Below are 16,041 nucleotides of genomic sequence, written 5' to 3' on the forward strand. Positions count from 1 at the left end.
GGACCGCCTCCGCGAGAGCGGCGGCGGTTCAGCCGGGCTCAGCCGCAGAAAAGACGACAGCTCCGGGACCGGCGCAGTAGGTCCCGGAGCTGGATGGGGGCGCGGGCTTTCAGACCCGGCGCAGTACCGCGACGACCTTGCCGAGGATGGTCGCCTCGTCACCGGGGATCGGCTGGTACGCGGCGTTGTGCGGGAGGAGCCAGACATGGCCGTCCTCGCGCTTGAAGCGCTTGACGGTGGCCTCGCCGTCCAGCATGGCGGCGACGATGTCGCCATTCTCCGCGACGGGCTGGCGGCGGACCGTGACCCAGTCGCCGTCACAGATGGCGGCCTCGATCATCGAGTCGCCGACGACCTTGAGGACGAAGAGCTCGCCGTCACCGACGAGCTGGCGGGGGAGCGGGAACACGTCCTCCACCGACTCCTCGGCGAGGATCGGGCCGCCGGCCGCGATCCGGCCGACCAGGGGAACGTAGGAGGCCGCGGGCTTGCCCGTGGTGTCCGTGGGCTGCGAGCTCGGCTGGTCGGAGCCGCGCACCTCGTACGCCCGGGGGCGGTGCGGGTCGCGGCGCAGGAAGCCCTTGCGCTCCAGGGCCATCAGCTGGTGCGCGACCGACGACGTGCTCGACAGGCCGACCGCCTGGCCGATCTCCCGCATCGACGGCGGGTAACCCCGCCGCTGCACGGAGTCCCGAATGACCTCGATGACCCTCCGCTGCCGGTCCGTGAGCCCCGAGCTGTCGGCGCGGATGCCTGGAGGGCGACCTGGCAGCGAGCGGGCGGGCCGTACGGGCTCCGCCTCCGGGTTCAGGCTTGCGTCGTTCATGGCATGCACCGGCTCAAGTCGGCTCTGGGAGCGGTTCTGGGCAGTGATGGTGGCGGCACTGTCTGCGGTGGTGGTCACGTCGGCCCCTCTCGAAATGTTCTCCCTAGCTGGACAACGGTAGTTGCTTTCGAAAGGTTGCGCCAAACACACGTTCGAGTGAAAAATCGCAGATCGCTCGTCGTGGTCACAGCGTGAGGTGTATGGACAATCGGTCCGCCGAACGCGGGTTCGGACCCGGCTCCGCTGCTTACGGTACCCTTCCGCGTCGGGCCGCCACCGTGCCGGCAGTGGCCAGTGTGGCACCGGCAGGCCGCGAATCCGGCCGTCGGACGCCGCGACACGCGGCGCGTCAAAATCCACCACAACCCAAGATCTAGTGGTTTGATGAGCGCTGCCACCCAGAGGTTGTGGTCCTCGGTCAATCGGAGGCCGTGGCATCGCATATGCTTGTGGCTGCTTCACGGGTCCCCGGCAGAGTCTCCTCTCTACCGTTCAGGGACGCCGTGGGGTGATTCAGTCGTGCCAAGAGGGAGGGTGAGGGAACCATGCACTGCCCCTTCTGCAGGCACCCCGACAGCCGTGTCGTCGACAGCCGCACCACGGACGACGGCACGTCGATTCGTCGGCGCCGTCAGTGCCCCGACTGCTCCCGTCGTTTCACGACGGTGGAGACGGCCTCGCTGATGGTGATCAAGCGCAGTGGGGTCACCGAACCCTTTAGCCGCACCAAGGTCATCTCTGGCGTCCGCAAGGCGTGCCAGGGACGGCCGGTCACCGAGGACGCCCTCGCCAAACTCGGCCAGCGGGTCGAGGAGGCGGTGCGCGCCACCGGGAGTGCCGAGCTGACCACCCATGACGTGGGTCTGGCCATACTCGGCCCCTTGCAGGAGCTCGATCTAGTCGCCTACCTGCGCTTCGCATCCGTGTACAAAGCGTTCGACACCCTTGAAGACTTCGAGACCGCCATCGCGGAACTCCGCGTGCCGCGGTCTCACCCCGATGAGTGCGAGCAGGGTGGGGCCGCCCAGGTCCCCGTGCCCGCCTCCGCCGCCGACTGATCGGACGACCGCAGCACAGCGCGGCCCGTCTGCCCGGCCAGGCGAAGAGACGTAGATACAAGACACAGCACCGTGCCTCGGAATAACGCTGGCACTTTAGGGCGTTTTTGCCCGCATATGGGAGGCGGCATGACAGAGACGGCGAGCGGCTCGGCACGAGGTTCCCGCGCCAAGGGGACCAAGGCTGCCAAGGGCGGCCTGCGTATCGAGCGCATCCACACCACCCCGGGCGTGCACCCTTACGACGAGGTGAGCTGGGAGCGCCGTGACGTCGTCATGACCAACTGGCGCGACGGCTCGGTCAACTTCGAGCAGCGTGGCGTCGAGTTCCCCGACTTCTGGTCGGTGAACGCGGTCAACATCGTCACCAGCAAGTACTTCCGCGGCGCGGTCGGCACCCCGCAGCGTGAAACCGGTCTGAAGCAGCTGATCGACCGGATCGTGAAGACGTACACGAAGGCCGGCGAGGACTTCGACTACTTCGCCTCGCCCGCCGACGTGGAGATCTTCGAGCACGAGCTGACGTACGCGCTCCTGCACCAGATCTTCAGCTTCAACTCGCCGGTGTGGTTCAACGTCGGCACGCCCCAGCCGCAGCAGGTCTCCGCCTGCTTCATCCTGTCCGTCGACGACTCCATGGAGTCGATCCTCGACTGGTACAAGGAAGAGGGCATGATCTTCAAGGGCGGCTCCGGCGCCGGCCTGAACCTCTCCCGCATCCGTTCCTCCAAGGAGCTCCTCTCCTCCGGCGGCAACGCCTCCGGTCCGGTCTCCTTCATGCGCGGCGCCGACGCCTCCGCCGGAACGATCAAGTCGGGCGGCGCCACCCGCCGCGCGGCCAAGATGGTCGTCCTGGACGTGGACCACCCGGACGTCGAGGCCTTCATCGAAACCAAGGTGAAGGAGGAGGAGAAGATCCGCGCCCTGCGCGACGCGGGCTTCGACATGGACCTGGGCGGCGACGACATCACGTCCGTCCAGTACCAGAACGCCAACAACTCCGTCCGTGTGAACGACGAGTTCATGACGGCCGTCGAGAACGGCACCCAGTTCGGCCTGCGTTCCCGCATGACCGGCGAGGTCATCGAGAAGGTCGACGCCAAGGCGCTCTTCCGCAAGCTCGCCGAGGCGGCGTGGGCCTGCGCCGACCCGGGCATCCAGTACGACGGTGTGATCAACAACTGGCACACCTGCCCGGAGTCCGGCCGCATCACCGCGTCCAACCCCTGCAGCGAGTACATGCACCTGGACAACACGTCCTGCAACCTCGCCTCGCTGAACCTGATGAAGTTCCTGAACGACGACGGCAAGGGCAACCAGTCCTTCGACGCCGAGCGCTTCGCCAAGGTCGTCGAGCTCGTCATCACCGCGATGGACATCTCCATCTGCTTCGCGGACTTCCCGACGCAGAAGATCGGCGAGAACACCCGCGCCTTCCGCCAGCTGGGCATCGGCTACGCCAACCTCGGCGCCCTGCTGATGGCCACCGGTCACGCGTACGACTCGGACGGCGGCCGCACCCTCGCCGCGTCGATCACCTCGCTGATGACCGGTACCGCGTACAAGCGCTCCGCCGAGCTGGCCGCCATCGTCGGCCCGTACGACGGCTACGCCCGCAACGCCGACGCCCACAAGCGCGTCATGAAGCAGCACGCCGACGCCAACGCCACCGCGCCGCGCACCCAGGACCTGGACAACATCATCTGGGCCGCGGCCACCGAGGCCTGGCAGGACGTCCTGCGCCTCGGCGAGAAGAACGGCTTCCGCAACTCCCAGGCCTCCGTCCTCGCGCCGACCGGCACCATCGGTCTCGCGATGTCCTGCGACACCACGGGTGTCGAGCCGGACCTGGCCCTGGTCAAGTTCAAGAAGCTCGTCGGCGGCGGCTCGATGCAGATCGTCAACGGCACCGTCCCGCAGGCCCTGCGCCGCCTGGGTTACCAGGAGGAGCAGATCGAGGCGATCGTCACCCACATCGCCGAGCACGGCGTCGTGGTCGACGCCCCGGGCCTGAAGACCGAGCACTACGAGGTCTTCGACTGCGCCATGGGCGAGCGTTCCATCTCCGCGATGGGCCACGTCCGCATGATGGCCGCGATCCAGCCCTGGATCTCGGGCGCGATCTCGAAGACGGTCAACATGCCGGAGACGGCGACCGTCGAGGAGATCGAGGAGATCTACTTCGAGGCGTGGAAGATGGGCGTCAAGGCGCTCGCGATCTACCGCGACAACTGCAAGGTCGGCCAGCCCCTCTCCGCCAAGAAGAAGGAGGAGGAGAAGGAGGAGGTCACCGCCAAGACGGAGGAGACCATCCGCGCCGCCGTCGAGAAGGTCATCGAGTACCGGCCCGTCCGCAAGCGACTCCCCAAGGGCCGCCCGGGCATCACCACCTCCTTCACCGTGGGTGGCGCCGAGGGCTATATGACCGCCAACTCCTACCCGGACGACGGTCTGGGCGAGGTCTTCCTGAAGATGTCCAAGCAGGGTTCCACCCTCGCGGGCATGATGGACGCCTTCTCGATCGCCGTCTCGGTCGGTCTGCAGTACGGCGTGCCGCTGGAGACCTACGTCTCGAAGTTCACGAACATGCGCTTCGAGCCGGCCGGTATGACGGACGACCCGGACGTGCGGATGGCGCAGTCGATCGTCGACTACATCTTCCGTCGCCTGGCGCTGGACTTCCTGCCCTTCGAGACCCGCTCGGCGCTCGGCATCCACACCGCCGATGAGCGTCAGCGCCACCTCGACACCGGGTCGTACGAGCCGCTGGACGAGGAGATCGACACGGAGTCCCTGAGCCAGTCGGCTCCGCTGACCGCGGTCCCGTCGGTCCCGAAGCCCATGGCGGTCATCGAGGTCCCGGCCCCGAAGACGGCGCACTCCAGCGCCGAACTGGTCGAGATGCAGCTCGGCGTCTCCGCCGACGCCCCGCTCTGCTTCTCCTGCGGTACGAAGATGCAGCGCGCCGGCTCCTGCTACATCTGCGAGGGCTGCGGCTCCACCAGCGGCTGCAGCTGAGCGACTGAGTGACTGACGGAGCGGGGACCGGCCACGGGCCGGTCCCCGCTCCGGCGTCTGTCCGGGTCACCGCCGCCGGGCAAAAGGCCTTGTGCCCGCGGGGACGGCTCCGGCACGCTCACCTGCGACGAAAACGGCAGGGGTGGGGGACGTGGCAGACGGTTTCGCCGGATCCAAGAAGGAAATGAACGCGGGGGCCCAGGCGGTCGCGGCGGTGGTGGCGGTCGGGGGCGTCCTGGGGGGCGCGTGGGGGCTGGGGGAAGTCTTCGAGCTGCGGCAGCCGCTCAAGGACGTCAAACCGGCCGTCTGCTCGACCACCAAGGACGAACTGCCCGCGGAGTACGCCTCCGGAGCGAAGCTGTGCGCGGCGCTGAACCGCCCCGACCTTCCGGCGCTCCTCGGAACGCCTGCGGAGCAGCCGCTGAACGCCACGGGCAACGGGTGGTGGATCACCTTCGGCAGCGGCGCCAAGATCGCCGCATCCGAGGCGAAGGTCCAGCTGAAGACCCACACCGTGCAGGTTTCGGCGTCCTACGACGACCTCCCGGTCGACCAGGCGGTCGAGGTCCTGGGTGTGACCGCCCAGAAGCAGACGGTCCTGGGACACCCGGCCGTCCTCTACTCGTACCCGACCATCGCCATCACCTTCAACTTCGGCAACGGCAAGACCGACAGTGGGCCCGGCGGCATCGCCCGCCACGTCATGGTCGCCGCCGATGCGAAGGGCGGCGGCGGGACCTCCTTCGACGTGGTCGTCTGGCGTGAGGACGGCACACTGCCCGATGACATGGCGCTGCTCCGCGTCGCCGAGCAGGTGCTGCCGACGGTCCCGGGGTGGAGCGCCGGCTGACCGAGGGCGCGCCAGCCGGCCTGGGGCCCGCCCGGCGAGGCGGTGTGCGCGCGGGACGGGTGGGACGGGTGGGGCGCCGGGCGGGCGGAAAGCCGGTTGGAGGGGGAGGCCTTCGCGCCGATCATGGTGGGCAGCGGGACGCCTCAGCGCCCGCGTCGTGTGCGCGGGAGCGGGGGAGACATGTGGAGCGGTGACGAGCTGGATCTGGACGCCTATCTGGCGCGGATCGGGTACGACGGACCCGTCGGGGGCGACGGGGAACTCAGTGCGGACCTCGCGACGTTGTACGCGGTGCACTGGGCGCACACCGCCGCCATCACCTTCGAGAGCCTGGACGTCCTGCTCGGCCGCCCCGTCGCGCTGGACATCAAGGCCCTTCAGGACAAGATCGTGCGGGGCCGTCGCGGCGGCTACTGCTACGAGCAGAACTCGCTGCTGGCCGCTGCCCTGGAGCGGATCGGCTTCGAGGTCTCCGGGCGCGGTGCCCGCAACCGCACCCGAGGGGACACCCTGCTGGCGGTGACGCACGCCGTCCTCGTCGTCACCGTTGACGGTGAACCCTGGCTGTGCGATGCCGGGTTCGGTTACCTGGGGCCGCGTGAGCCCGTCCCGCTGGCGCGCCCCGGGGCCGAAATCCGGCAGGGGGCATGGACGTACACCGTCCGCGAGGAGGACGGCGGTGTCCTCGCGCTGTGCCTGCGGCGCGAGGGAACCTGGCGCGAGCTGTACGCGTTCTCCCCCCAGCACTACCACCCCGTCGACTACGTGGTGCTGAACCACTACAGCTCCTCGCACCCCCGCTCCGCCTTCATCGGGCAGGTCATCGTCCAGCTCCCGGGCGACGCCGTCCGGCTGGCTCTCGTCGGGCGGGAACTCACCCGCCTGTACCCCGACGGGCGCACGGAACGGCAGCCGGTGGCGCCCGGCGAACTGGTGCCACTGCTCGCCCGGGAGTTCGGGCTTCGGCTGTCCGAGCGGGATGCGGCGGAACTGGTCCTGATCAACCGCGCCGAGGACTGACCGGGGCCGCGTCGGGCCCGTACGATGGCGCGGTGCTGGTCAAGTGGATTCGCTGCACGGTGACGGACCGACGCGGGTTCGAGCGCGGGCAGCGCAAATGGGCGGGGCTTCCCGGCGAGCCGGGATTCCGGGGGCAGGGCGGTGGCTGGAGCCGAGGGCGACAGGGGGTGGCGCATGTCTTCACGTTCTGGGAGAGCCGTTCCTTCTACGACTCCTTCATGGCGCGCTCGCACGACCGGCTGGCCGCTTCCCAGAACGGCACCTACACCGCGATGCGGGTCACCCTCTTCGACCACCGCTTCGACGTGAAGACGGGCTTCGAGCCGCGCTTCACCGACGCCGACGTGGTCCGCGTCGCGCACACCCGGGTACGGGAGGGGCGCGTGGACCACTTCGCCCACATGCAGGAGAAGGTGTGGAACCCGGCCATGGCGGGCTCGCCGGGCATGATCCGCGGCCTCTTCGGGGAGGCCCCCGGCCGGGAGTTCCTCGTCCTGTCGATGTGGCGCGCGGCCGCCGAGCACGGCAAGTACCGTCCGGAGCGGGTCGAACGCCTCTCGCTGCGCGCCCAGACCGAAGCCGACGTGGAGGCCCTCACGGGTGACGTCGTCGACCTCGAACCGTCCTGGACGGTATGACCGTACGACGGTAGGCGCCGGGCCGGCCCGACCGGCGTGCCCGGGTGTTCGCTCCACCGGGTGCCGCATAGGGTCGTGGAATGGCAAGACCACGGCGCATCGTCCTCGTCCGACACGGGGAATCGGAGGGCAACCTCGATGACACGGTGTACGAGCGGGAGCCCGACCACGCCCTGCGCCTGACCCCGGCCGGGCGCGCGCAGGCCGCCGAGACCGGCGTACGGCTGCGCGAGCTGTTCGGCGACGAGACCATCAGCGCGTACCTCTCCCCCTACCGCCGGACCCTGCAGACCTTCCGGGAACTGCGCCTGGACCCGGTGCGCGTCCGGGTGCGCGAGGAGCCCAGGCTGCGCGAACAGGACTGGGGCAACTGGCAGGACCGCGACGACGTCCGGCTCCAGAAGGCCTACCGCGACGCCTACGGCCATTTCTTCTACCGGTTCGCGCAGGGCGAGTCCGGAGCGGACGTGTACGACCGGGTCGGGTCCTTCCTGGAGAGCCTCTACCGCAGTTTCGAGGCACCGGACCACCCGGAGAACGTGCTGCTGGTGACGCATGGGCTGACGATGCGGCTGTTCTGCATGCGCTGGTTCCACTGGTCGGTGGCCGAGTTCGAGGCATTGTCCAACCCGGGGAACGGCGAGTACCGGGTGCTGCTGCGGGGGCCGGACGGCCGGTACCGGATGGACCGCCCGTTTGAGCGCTGGACCACACCCGAGCCTTATGACCTGGACGGCTAGAGTGACGCGGGATGACCTCTGACTCCTCTTCCGAAAGGCGCTACGCACGCGCCATGGCCAGCCTCCGAGGGCTGGCTCTGGGTGACGCCCTGGGCTCCCAGTACTTCGTCCCCGTCAACTACCCCCTGCTCAAGCGCCGTGAGGTGCCGGCGGGCAACGACCCCTGGCAGTGGACCGACGACACCGAGATGGCCTGCTCGGTCGTGGCCGTCCTCGCCGAACACGGCCGCGTCGACCAGGACGCCCTCGCGCTCTCCTTCGCCCACCACCACGACTTCGACCGCGGCTACGGCCCTGCCGTGAACCGCATGCTCCGCCTGGTCCGCGAGGGCGCGGACTGGCGCACGCTGGCGGCCGAACTCTTCAACGGGCAGGGCTCGTGGGGCAACGGCGCCGCCATGCGGATCGCGCCGCTCGGCGCCTGGTACGCCGATGACCCCGAGCAGGCCACCCACCAGGCGGAGATTTCCGCCTACACCACGCACCAGCACCGCGAGGCGGTGTGCGGGGCGATGGCCGTCGCCGCCGCGGCCGCGCTGGCGGCGAACCCGGCGGGCCCGCCGGCCGCCGCCGACCTGCTGGACGGGGTCATCGCCCTGGTGCCGCGCAGCGCGGTGGGCGCCGGGCTGCGGCGGGCGCGGGACATGCTGGATTACGGCGACGCGACGACGGTCGCCGCGGTCCTGGGCTGTGGGCGCCGTACCAGCGCCCACGACACCGTGCCGTTCGCCCTGTGGTCGGCGGCGCGCTCGCTCGACGACTACGAGCGGGCGTTCTGGACGACCGCGCAGGTGGGCGGGGACGTCGACACGACCTGCGCCATCGTCGGCGGGGTGCTGGGGGCGCGCGGGGACGCGGTGCTGCCGGAGGCCTGGCTGGCCCGCACCGAGACGCTGCCGGGCTGGCTGCCGGAGTCCGCGCGGCACTGACATCGCGGCGCTGACGCTACGGCGCTGACGCTATGCCCGAGCCGGGGCGCCGTACCCGGCTCTGGTTTGTCACGGTCCTGCCACAGGGGTCCCGTGCGGCTGGTCAAAGCCGCACGTCACAGGCCTACCCTGTCCGCTTCGCCGCCTCCAGTGGAACCAGTGGGGCGGCCGACAGGGGAGGGGAACCCGATGTCAGAGAACGCCGATGAGGTGGACTCCGGGGCGGCCGAGGGGGCTGTGGCCGGAGGGGCTGCCGTTCAGGGGTCTGCGGCTCAAGGGTCTGCGGCTCAGGGGTCTGCGGCTCAGGGGTCTGCGGCCGAACCGGTGAAGCCGGGCTCGCCGGCACAGGCCGGGTCAGGGGCGGGGGTCGCGGCGGCGGCCGGCGGGGGCGGCGCGACCGCAACGCCGGCGACCGCTCCGGCGGCCGGGGGCGCGCACGCCGGGGCCGCCGCTTCCGCCGGCCCGGCCGCGGCGGGTGCCGGTGCCGGCGGGCCGGTCGGGGGAGGCCCTGCGGGGGCCTTCGACGCCTCCGCGTGGCAAGCCCGGCAGGCGCAGATCCAGCAGCAGCGTGCCCGGGCCGCCGCGCCTGCGGCCTGGGCGGTACGGATCCGCCCCGCCGAGGCGGCCCCGATCCGGAACGCCACGCTCATCGCCGCCCTCGTCGCCGGCATCGCCGCCGCCCTGCTGCTGGGCGACGGTATGGGCCCCGGCCTGCTGGTCGCCGTACTGCCCGCGATCGCCGCCGCCTACTTCGCCGCCCGCGCCGCCGGCCGCAAGGCCCGCCCGTGGACCGTGGTGTGGGCCGTCGGCTGCGTGGCCCTGCTCGTCGTGCCGGCGCTGCGCGACTCCGCCTGGCCGGCCACGCTGGCGATCCTCTCCGCCGTATCCCTCGCCTCGCTCGCCCTGCACGGCGTCCGGACCTGGCCCGGCGTGCTGTTCAGCCCGTTCGGCTTCGTCGACTCCGCCGTCAACGGCGTCGGCTGGGCCTGGACCGGCCTGCGCTCCCGCAGCGGCGGGCTCAGCCGGGACCGCTGGCTGCCCGTCGCCAAGGCGGCCGCCGTGGCCCTCGGCCTGCTCGTGGTCTTCGGCACGCTGTTCGCCTCCGCCGACGCCGCGTTCGCCGACCTGCTCGGCGATCTGACGCCCGAGGTCTCCGTCGGCGACGGGCCGGTCCGGATCCTGCTCTTCGTCCTCGGCGCCGTCCTCGCGCTCGCCGCCGCCCGCACCACGGCGGCCCCGCTGCGCTGGGACCGGATCCGGATCGCCCCCGGCACGGCGCGCTCCCGCCTCGAATGGGCGCTTCCGCTGGTCGTCCTCAACCTGCTGTTCGCCGGCTTCAACGCCGTTCAGCTGGCCGTCCTGTTCGGCGGCTACGACAAGGTCCTCAAGAGCACCGGCCACCGGAGCTACGCCGAGTACGCCCAGCAGGGCTTCTGGCAGCTCCTCTGGGCCACCCTGCTCACCCTCGTCGTGATCGCGCTCGCCCTGCGCTGGGCACCGCGCGGCGGAGCCGGAGACCGCCGCTTCGTACGCGCCGTCCTCGGCACCCTGTGCGCGCTGACCCTGGTCGTGGTCGCCTCCGCGCTGCGCCGGATGGACTTCTACGTGGACGCGTACGGGCTGACCCGGCTGCGGGTTTCGGTGGCCGCCATGGAGCTGTGGCTCGGGCTGGTCCTCGTACTGATCATGGCCGCCGGGGTGTTCGGCGCCCGCTGGCTGCCCCGCGCGGTCGCGGGGAGCGCGGCTGCGGCCGTACTGGCCTTCGGGCTGCTGTCCCCGGACGGCATGGTCGCCGAGCGGAACGTGACCCGCTTCCAGCAGGACGCCAAGATCGACCTCGCCTACTTCCAGTCCCTGTCTGCGGACGCCGCCCCTGCCCTTGACCGGCTGCCCGAGCCGCAGCGCTCGTGCGCCCTGCGCGGGATCAACGACGATCTGGCCGAGGCCGGCGACGTGCCCTGGTACGCCATGAGCCTCGGCGAGTACCGGGCCAGGAAGATCCTGCGCGAGCGCCCGCTGAAGGCCTCGTACGAGGACTGCTCGCGCCTCGGCACGTTCGGCAGCCGCGTCGAACCGTAAGCTCCGGGGGATTTGCGTACGGGGCCGGGTGCGCGGGATCGTTTCCCCGCGCACCCGGCCCCGTAGGGCTCAGGCCGCCGGACCCGCCTTCGCGGCGACCCCGCCCAGGGCGTCCAGGTCGCTCTTGCGCACCCGGATCATCAGCACCGCGGTGGCGAGGGCGAGGCCCGCCATGGCGACGGCCGCGATGAACGCGGTGGAGATGCCCTGGGTCAGCACGTAGTCGCCCCAGGGGTCGGGCAGCCGCCCGGTCTCCTTGAACGCGGCCAGCTGACCCGGGTCGGCCCGGGCCATGAACGCGGGCACCTGCTGCTCGGCCTCGTGGCGCGAGGCCGTGCCGAAGACGGTGACCAGGATGGACAGCCCCAGCGAACCACCGACCTGCTGGCTGGCGTTGAGCAGCCCCGAGGCCGCGCCCGCCTCCTGCGGCGCCACGCCCGAGACGGCGGTCAGGGTGAGGGTCACGAAGTTGAGGCCCATGCCGAAGCCGAACAGCAGCATCGGGCCGAGCACCCCGGACAGGTAGGAGCTGTCGGTGGTGATGAAGGTCAGCCAGGTGAGCCCGGTTCCGGTGAGGGCGGCTCCGGTGACCATGAACGGCTTGGGCCCGAAGCGCGGCAGGAAGCGCTGTGAGAGCCCGGCCGCCGTGATGATCGCCGCGGTCACGGGCAGGAAGCCGAGTCCGGACTGGATCGGCGAGAAACCCAGCACGTTCTGCACGAACTGGACGATGAAGAAGAACATGCCGAACATCGCGGCCGCGAGCCCCAGCATGATCAGGTAGGTGCCGGCCCGATTGCGGTCGGCGAACATCCGCAGCGGAATGATCGGTTCCTGAGCCCTGGCCTCGACGGCGACGAACAGGCCGAGCAGGACGAGGGCCGCGGCGAAGGAGCCGATGGTGAGGGGGTCGCGCCAGCCGTCCTCGGAGGCGCGGATGAACCCGTAGACGAGCGAGGCCATGCCGCCGGTGGAGGTGAGCGCTCCGGTGATGTCGAAGCGGCCGGGGTGACGTTCGGACTCGCTGATGTACAGGGGGGCGAGGACCGCGATCAGTATGCCGATCGGCACGTTGACGAAGAGGACCCAGCGCCAGTCGAGCCACTCGGTCAGCATGCCGCCGGTCAGCAGGCCGATCGCGCCGCCGCCCGCGGAGACCGCGGCGAACACCCCGAAGGCCCGGTTCCGCTCGGGCCCTTCGGCGAAGGTGGTGGTGATCAGGGCCAGCGAGGTCGGCGAGGCGATGGCCCCGCCGACGCCCTGGAGCGCGCGGGCCGCGAGCAACTCCCAGGGCTCCTGGGCGAAGCCGCCGAGGAGGGAGGCGAGGGTGAAGAGCAGGATTCCGGCCATGAAGACGCGGCGCCGGCCCAGGATGTCGCCGGCCCGGCCGCCCAGCAGCAGCAGACCGCCGAAGGTCAGGGTGTACGCGCTCAGCACCCAGGACAGGTCGGTGGTGGAGAAGGAGAGGGCGGTCTGGATGTGCGGGAGCGCGATGTTCACGATCGTCGCGTCGAGGACGACCATCAGCTGGCACGCGGCGATGACGAGGAGTGCCATTCCGGAGCGGCCCTCGCGGCGGGCCGCGCCGGGTATCGGGGACGTGGCGAGTTGCGAGCTTGTCACTGAGGATCCCCCCAAAGTGAAATAGTGAACGCATCCGTTCACTGAAGGACCAAAGTAGGAGCCAGCCTTAGTGAACGCAAGCGTTCACTAAGGCTGAAAACACGTGCGGGGGACGCGCGTGCGGGTCGGAGGTGTGGGTGATGGTGGATTCGCGCTGGCCGGTGGCGTCACCGGAGGTGTCGCCGGGGCGCAGACGGGGCCCCGAACTCGAACGGGCGATTCTCGACGCCGCTTTGGAGCAGCTGGGCACGGTCGGCTGGAACGCGCTCACCATGGAGGGCGTCGCGGCCGGGGCGCAGACCGGCAAGGCGGCGCTCTACCGGCGCTGGGGCTCGAAGGCGGACCTCGTGGCCGAGGTGCTGCGCACCCGGCTGCCCCCGATCGGTGAGATCCCCGATTCCGGATCGATCCGCGAGGAGCTCCGGGAGCTGTGTGTGCGGATGCGCGGCGCCATGGACACACGGGCCGGTCAGGCCCTGCGCGCGGTTCTTCACGAATGCGACCACGCGGACGCCGACCGGTTCCGCGAGGTCATCCGGGACGGGCTGCACAGGCCCGCCCATCGCTTGATCGAAGAGCTCATTCGGCGTGGAATCAGGCGGGGCGATGTCCGGCCGGATGCGGACAGTCCACTGGTCTCCGACGTCATTCCGGCGATGCTGATGTATCGCGCGAAGGTGTGCGGGAGCGAATGGCGGGACGCGGAGATCGCGGACTTGATCGATCATGTGATGGTGCCGCTGCTCCGCGTCTGACCCGGCGCCGGAGTGAGGGCGCCGATCCGCTTGCGGGCTTGCCCGGGGCCGGGGTGTGCAGGCGGCGCGCGGCGGCGTAACCTTGCTGGCGCCATGCCGTACGAAGCACCCACCCACACCGTCGAACGCTCCCTCCGTGCAACCACCGGCGCCAAGGTCATCGCCGGGGTCGACGAAGTCGGACGAGGGGCCTGGGCCGGTCCCGTCACCGTGTGCGCGGCGATCACCGGTCTGCGCCGGCCGCCCGCAGGACTCACCGACTCCAAACTGCTCACCCCGAAGCGGCGTGACGCGCTCCTCGACGTCCTGGAGGACTGGGTCACCGCCCACGCCCTGGGGCACGCCTCCCCGGAGGAGATCGACGAGCTGGGCATGACGGCCGCCCTGCGCCTCGCGGCGGTGCGCGCCCTGGAAGCGCTGCCGGTGCGGCCCGACGCGGTGATCCTCGACGGCAAGCACGACTACCTCGGGGGATCCTGGCGGGTCCGCACGGTGATCAAGGGCGACCAGTCCTGCGTCGCCGTCGCCGCCGCCTCGGTGATCGCCAAGGTCCGGCGCGACCGGATGATGGCGCACATAGGCGAACAGGGCGACGGAATCGAGGACTTCGCGTTCGCCGCCAACGCCGGATACCCCTCGCCCGTGCACCGGGCCGCCCTGGAGCAACTGGGGCCCACCCCGTACCACCGGCTCTCGTGGTCGTACCTCGACGCGCTGCCGCAATGGCGGCACTTGAAGAAGGTACGGCGCAGCGAGGAAGCGATGGAGCTGGAAAACGGAGGCCAACTCGGCTTCGATTTCTGATCGCACCCACGTGCCACCCACCGGTACGTTTCGTACCGGTGTTTGATAGACATCAACTCATGCCTCTCACCCCCGCCATCGAGGAGCCTCAGATTCACGAGAGTGCCCAGGGTCCCCGCGTCACGCCGGCCGCGAGCCGCACCGCGCAGACCCCCCGCCCCGTACCTGGTCCGCGTCCCGCCGCCGTACCCCGGCCCGGACGCCCCGGTCCCGCCCGGCCCGCCCCGCCCGCGCAGCGCGCGCCGCAGGCCGCCACCCCCGGACCCGTTCCCGCAGCTCCCGCTGCCCCCACCACTCCGTCCGTCTCGGCGTCGGTGCCGCAGGTCCAGCTGATCCCTGCCTCCGTCGAGGGCGCGCTGGACGCGGCCGAGGAGGCCGTGGACCTGCTGCTCGACACCGGGCGCGCGCCCGGCGACATCCTGGTTCTGACCACCGGCGACCCGCACCCGTGGGCCACGCACGAGCTGTCCTTCGGCGAGGAGTCCTACTGGGCTCAGCACGACGCCGGGGACGACGTCTTCTACGCGGACGCGGCGCAGGTCCAGCGTGCCGCCGGCCGTCCCGTCGTGGTGTTCGCGGCCAACGGCGGACCGCTCGATGCCGCCACCGGCGCTCTGCCGGTCGCGCTCGCGCGGGCCGGTGCGCTCCTGATCGTGTGCGGCGACGCGCAGCAGATCAACTCCGTGCTGGGCGCGGGCGTCTGACGCCTCGTGTCCCGGCGCGGGCGAGGGGCGGGGCGGGCCAGGTGCCGGCCCCGCTGAAGTCCGAGGCCTGACCCGCCGTACGCCCGGTTCCGGGTGTGCGGCTGTTCGGCCTGCCCGCGGTGACGTGTCCGTGCGCCCGTCCGCGTAAGCCCGCGCGCCCGGGACTGCCGGCGCGGGCCGCGGCCGTACGGGGACCGGCGCCGCGGTCTGCCGACGGCCCGGCGCGCTGTCCTTCGGCTGCCGATGAGCGGCGTGCTGCCGTCAGCTGCTCAGCGTGCTGCGGTCCGGCGCAGGGCTTCGGTCGCGCTGCCGCCGGTGCGCAGGGTCAGGGGCGCGAGGTCGGTCGTGATGTCACCGAGGCGTTCGGGTCGCGAGTCCGAACTGGGCCGTCTGCCGCCCCGGCCTTCGCCGAGCACCTGCCAGCCGCCGTGGGTCAGCGTGATGTACGCGCCGCAGCGCAGCCCGTGCAGGGTGCAGGCGTCGCGCAGCCCCCACATCCAGGCCCCGTCCTCCTCGGTCCACCGCTCGTCGCCCTCGCGGCAGTAGAGCAGCACCGCCGTCCGCACCGGGGTCCGGCGCCGCAGGTCGTGCGGGATCACCCGGCGCAGCCGGGACAGCAGCGCGTTGCGGTACTCCCAGCCGTCGGCCGAGGCGGAGCGCTGCACGAACGAGGCGCTCGCCACGAGCTGTTCCTCGGGGTCGAGGACGGCGATGACCGCCGTGGACGGCACCGGGCTGTGGCGGGAATGCAGCCCGCTGACGACCTCACGCGGATTGCGCAGCAGCGGTACCCCCGCCGCGGTCCACTCGGCGGGTTCGAGCAGGCGGCCGTGGCGGCTGGAGCCACCGGTGGCCGTGATCAGGGACGTGGTCGAGGGCGGGGCGAATCCGAAGGTCACGGTCCTCCCTTCGGGTACGCCCGTCGAACGGGCACGGCTGGGCAGAGGGCGCGCCGCGGCGCGGCCCTGGAGAGTGCCGTCGAGCCGAACGGGAGCTC

The 16,041-nt window shown here is 71.2% G+C and carries 14 protein-coding genes; 11 read left to right on the forward strand and 3 right to left on the reverse strand.

What is annotated here, in order from left to right; translation table 11 throughout:
* Positions 1-109: 109 nt before the first annotated feature.
* Entirely contained in the window at positions 110-904 is a 795-nt protein-coding gene (gene lexA / locus EES41_RS26905) for a transcriptional repressor LexA (protein ID WP_008742948.1), read from the reverse strand.
* Between the two features lie 467 nt (positions 905-1,371).
* On the opposite strand from lexA, the gene nrdR reads away from it, so the two are divergent.
* From nrdR to EES41_RS26945, 8 genes are all read left to right on the forward strand, one after another.
* Positions 1,372-1,884, forward strand: coding sequence for a transcriptional regulator NrdR (gene nrdR / locus EES41_RS26910; RefSeq protein ID WP_008742949.1), 513 nt, complete (start codon positions 1,372-1,374; stop codon positions 1,882-1,884).
* A gap of 129 nt (positions 1,885-2,013) precedes the next feature.
* Positions 2,014-4,902 (forward strand): vitamin B12-dependent ribonucleotide reductase, encoded by a 2,889-nt coding sequence (locus EES41_RS26915; RefSeq protein WP_123080653.1) that lies wholly within the window; start codon positions 2,014-2,016, stop codon positions 4,900-4,902.
* A 151-nt stretch (positions 4,903-5,053) separates the two neighbouring features.
* Positions 5,054-5,752, forward strand: coding sequence for a DUF6215 domain-containing protein (locus tag EES41_RS26920; RefSeq protein WP_355799569.1), 699 nt, complete (start codon positions 5,054-5,056; stop codon positions 5,750-5,752).
* 180 nt (positions 5,753-5,932) lie between these two features.
* The gene (locus EES41_RS26925; protein WP_123080655.1) at positions 5,933-6,772 is read left to right on the forward strand and encodes an arylamine N-acetyltransferase; all 840 of its coding nucleotides are present in this window, start codon (positions 5,933-5,935) and stop codon (positions 6,770-6,772) included.
* 32 nt (positions 6,773-6,804) lie between these two features.
* Entirely contained in the window at positions 6,805-7,410 is a 606-nt protein-coding gene (locus EES41_RS26930) for a YdbC family protein (RefSeq protein WP_073777226.1), read from the forward strand.
* Positions 7,411-7,490: 80 nt separating this feature from the next.
* Positions 7,491-8,150: a histidine phosphatase family protein gene (locus EES41_RS26935; protein ID WP_123080656.1), complete on the forward strand. Its 660-nt coding sequence runs from the start codon at positions 7,491-7,493 to the stop codon at positions 8,148-8,150.
* Between the two features lie 11 nt (positions 8,151-8,161).
* The gene (locus EES41_RS26940; protein ID WP_123080657.1) at positions 8,162-9,079 is read left to right on the forward strand and encodes an ADP-ribosylglycohydrolase family protein; all 918 of its coding nucleotides are present in this window, start codon (positions 8,162-8,164) and stop codon (positions 9,077-9,079) included.
* Between the two features lie 324 nt (positions 9,080-9,403).
* Positions 9,404-11,158, forward strand: a complete 1,755-nt coding sequence (locus EES41_RS26945) for a DUF4153 domain-containing protein (protein ID WP_254211578.1) — start codon at positions 9,404-9,406, stop codon at positions 11,156-11,158.
* Positions 11,159-11,227: 69 nt separating this feature from the next.
* Here the strand turns inward: EES41_RS26945 and EES41_RS26950 are convergent, their stop codons facing one another.
* The gene (locus EES41_RS26950; protein WP_123080659.1) at positions 11,228-12,715 is read right to left on the reverse strand and encodes an MFS transporter; all 1,488 of its coding nucleotides are present in this window, start codon (positions 12,713-12,715) and stop codon (positions 11,228-11,230) included.
* A gap of 206 nt (positions 12,716-12,921) precedes the next feature.
* Between EES41_RS26950 and EES41_RS26955 the strand changes: the two genes are divergently transcribed.
* From EES41_RS26955 to EES41_RS26965, 3 genes are all read left to right on the forward strand, one after another.
* Positions 12,922-13,536, forward strand: coding sequence for a TetR/AcrR family transcriptional regulator (locus EES41_RS26955; protein ID WP_123080660.1), 615 nt, complete (start codon positions 12,922-12,924; stop codon positions 13,534-13,536).
* 93 nt (positions 13,537-13,629) lie between these two features.
* Positions 13,630-14,340: a ribonuclease HII gene (locus EES41_RS26960; protein ID WP_123080661.1), complete on the forward strand. Its 711-nt coding sequence runs from the start codon at positions 13,630-13,632 to the stop codon at positions 14,338-14,340.
* A gap of 59 nt (positions 14,341-14,399) precedes the next feature.
* A complete protein-coding gene (locus EES41_RS26965; RefSeq protein WP_123080662.1) occupies positions 14,400-15,044 on the forward strand; it encodes a hypothetical protein in 645 nt (214 codons plus the stop codon).
* A gap of 269 nt (positions 15,045-15,313) precedes the next feature.
* Here the strand turns inward: EES41_RS26965 and EES41_RS26970 are convergent, their stop codons facing one another.
* Positions 15,314-15,943 carry a hypothetical protein gene (locus EES41_RS26970; RefSeq protein ID WP_123080663.1) on the reverse strand — a complete coding sequence of 210 codons (630 nt, stop codon included), beginning with the start codon at positions 15,941-15,943 and terminating at the stop codon, positions 15,314-15,316.
* Between the last annotated feature and the right edge of the window lie 98 nt (positions 15,944-16,041).

It is taken from the genome of Streptomyces sp. ADI95-16 (assembly GCF_003721495.1).
GTDB classification, from domain to species: Bacteria; Actinomycetota; Actinomycetes; order Streptomycetales; family Streptomycetaceae; genus Streptomyces; species Streptomyces goshikiensis.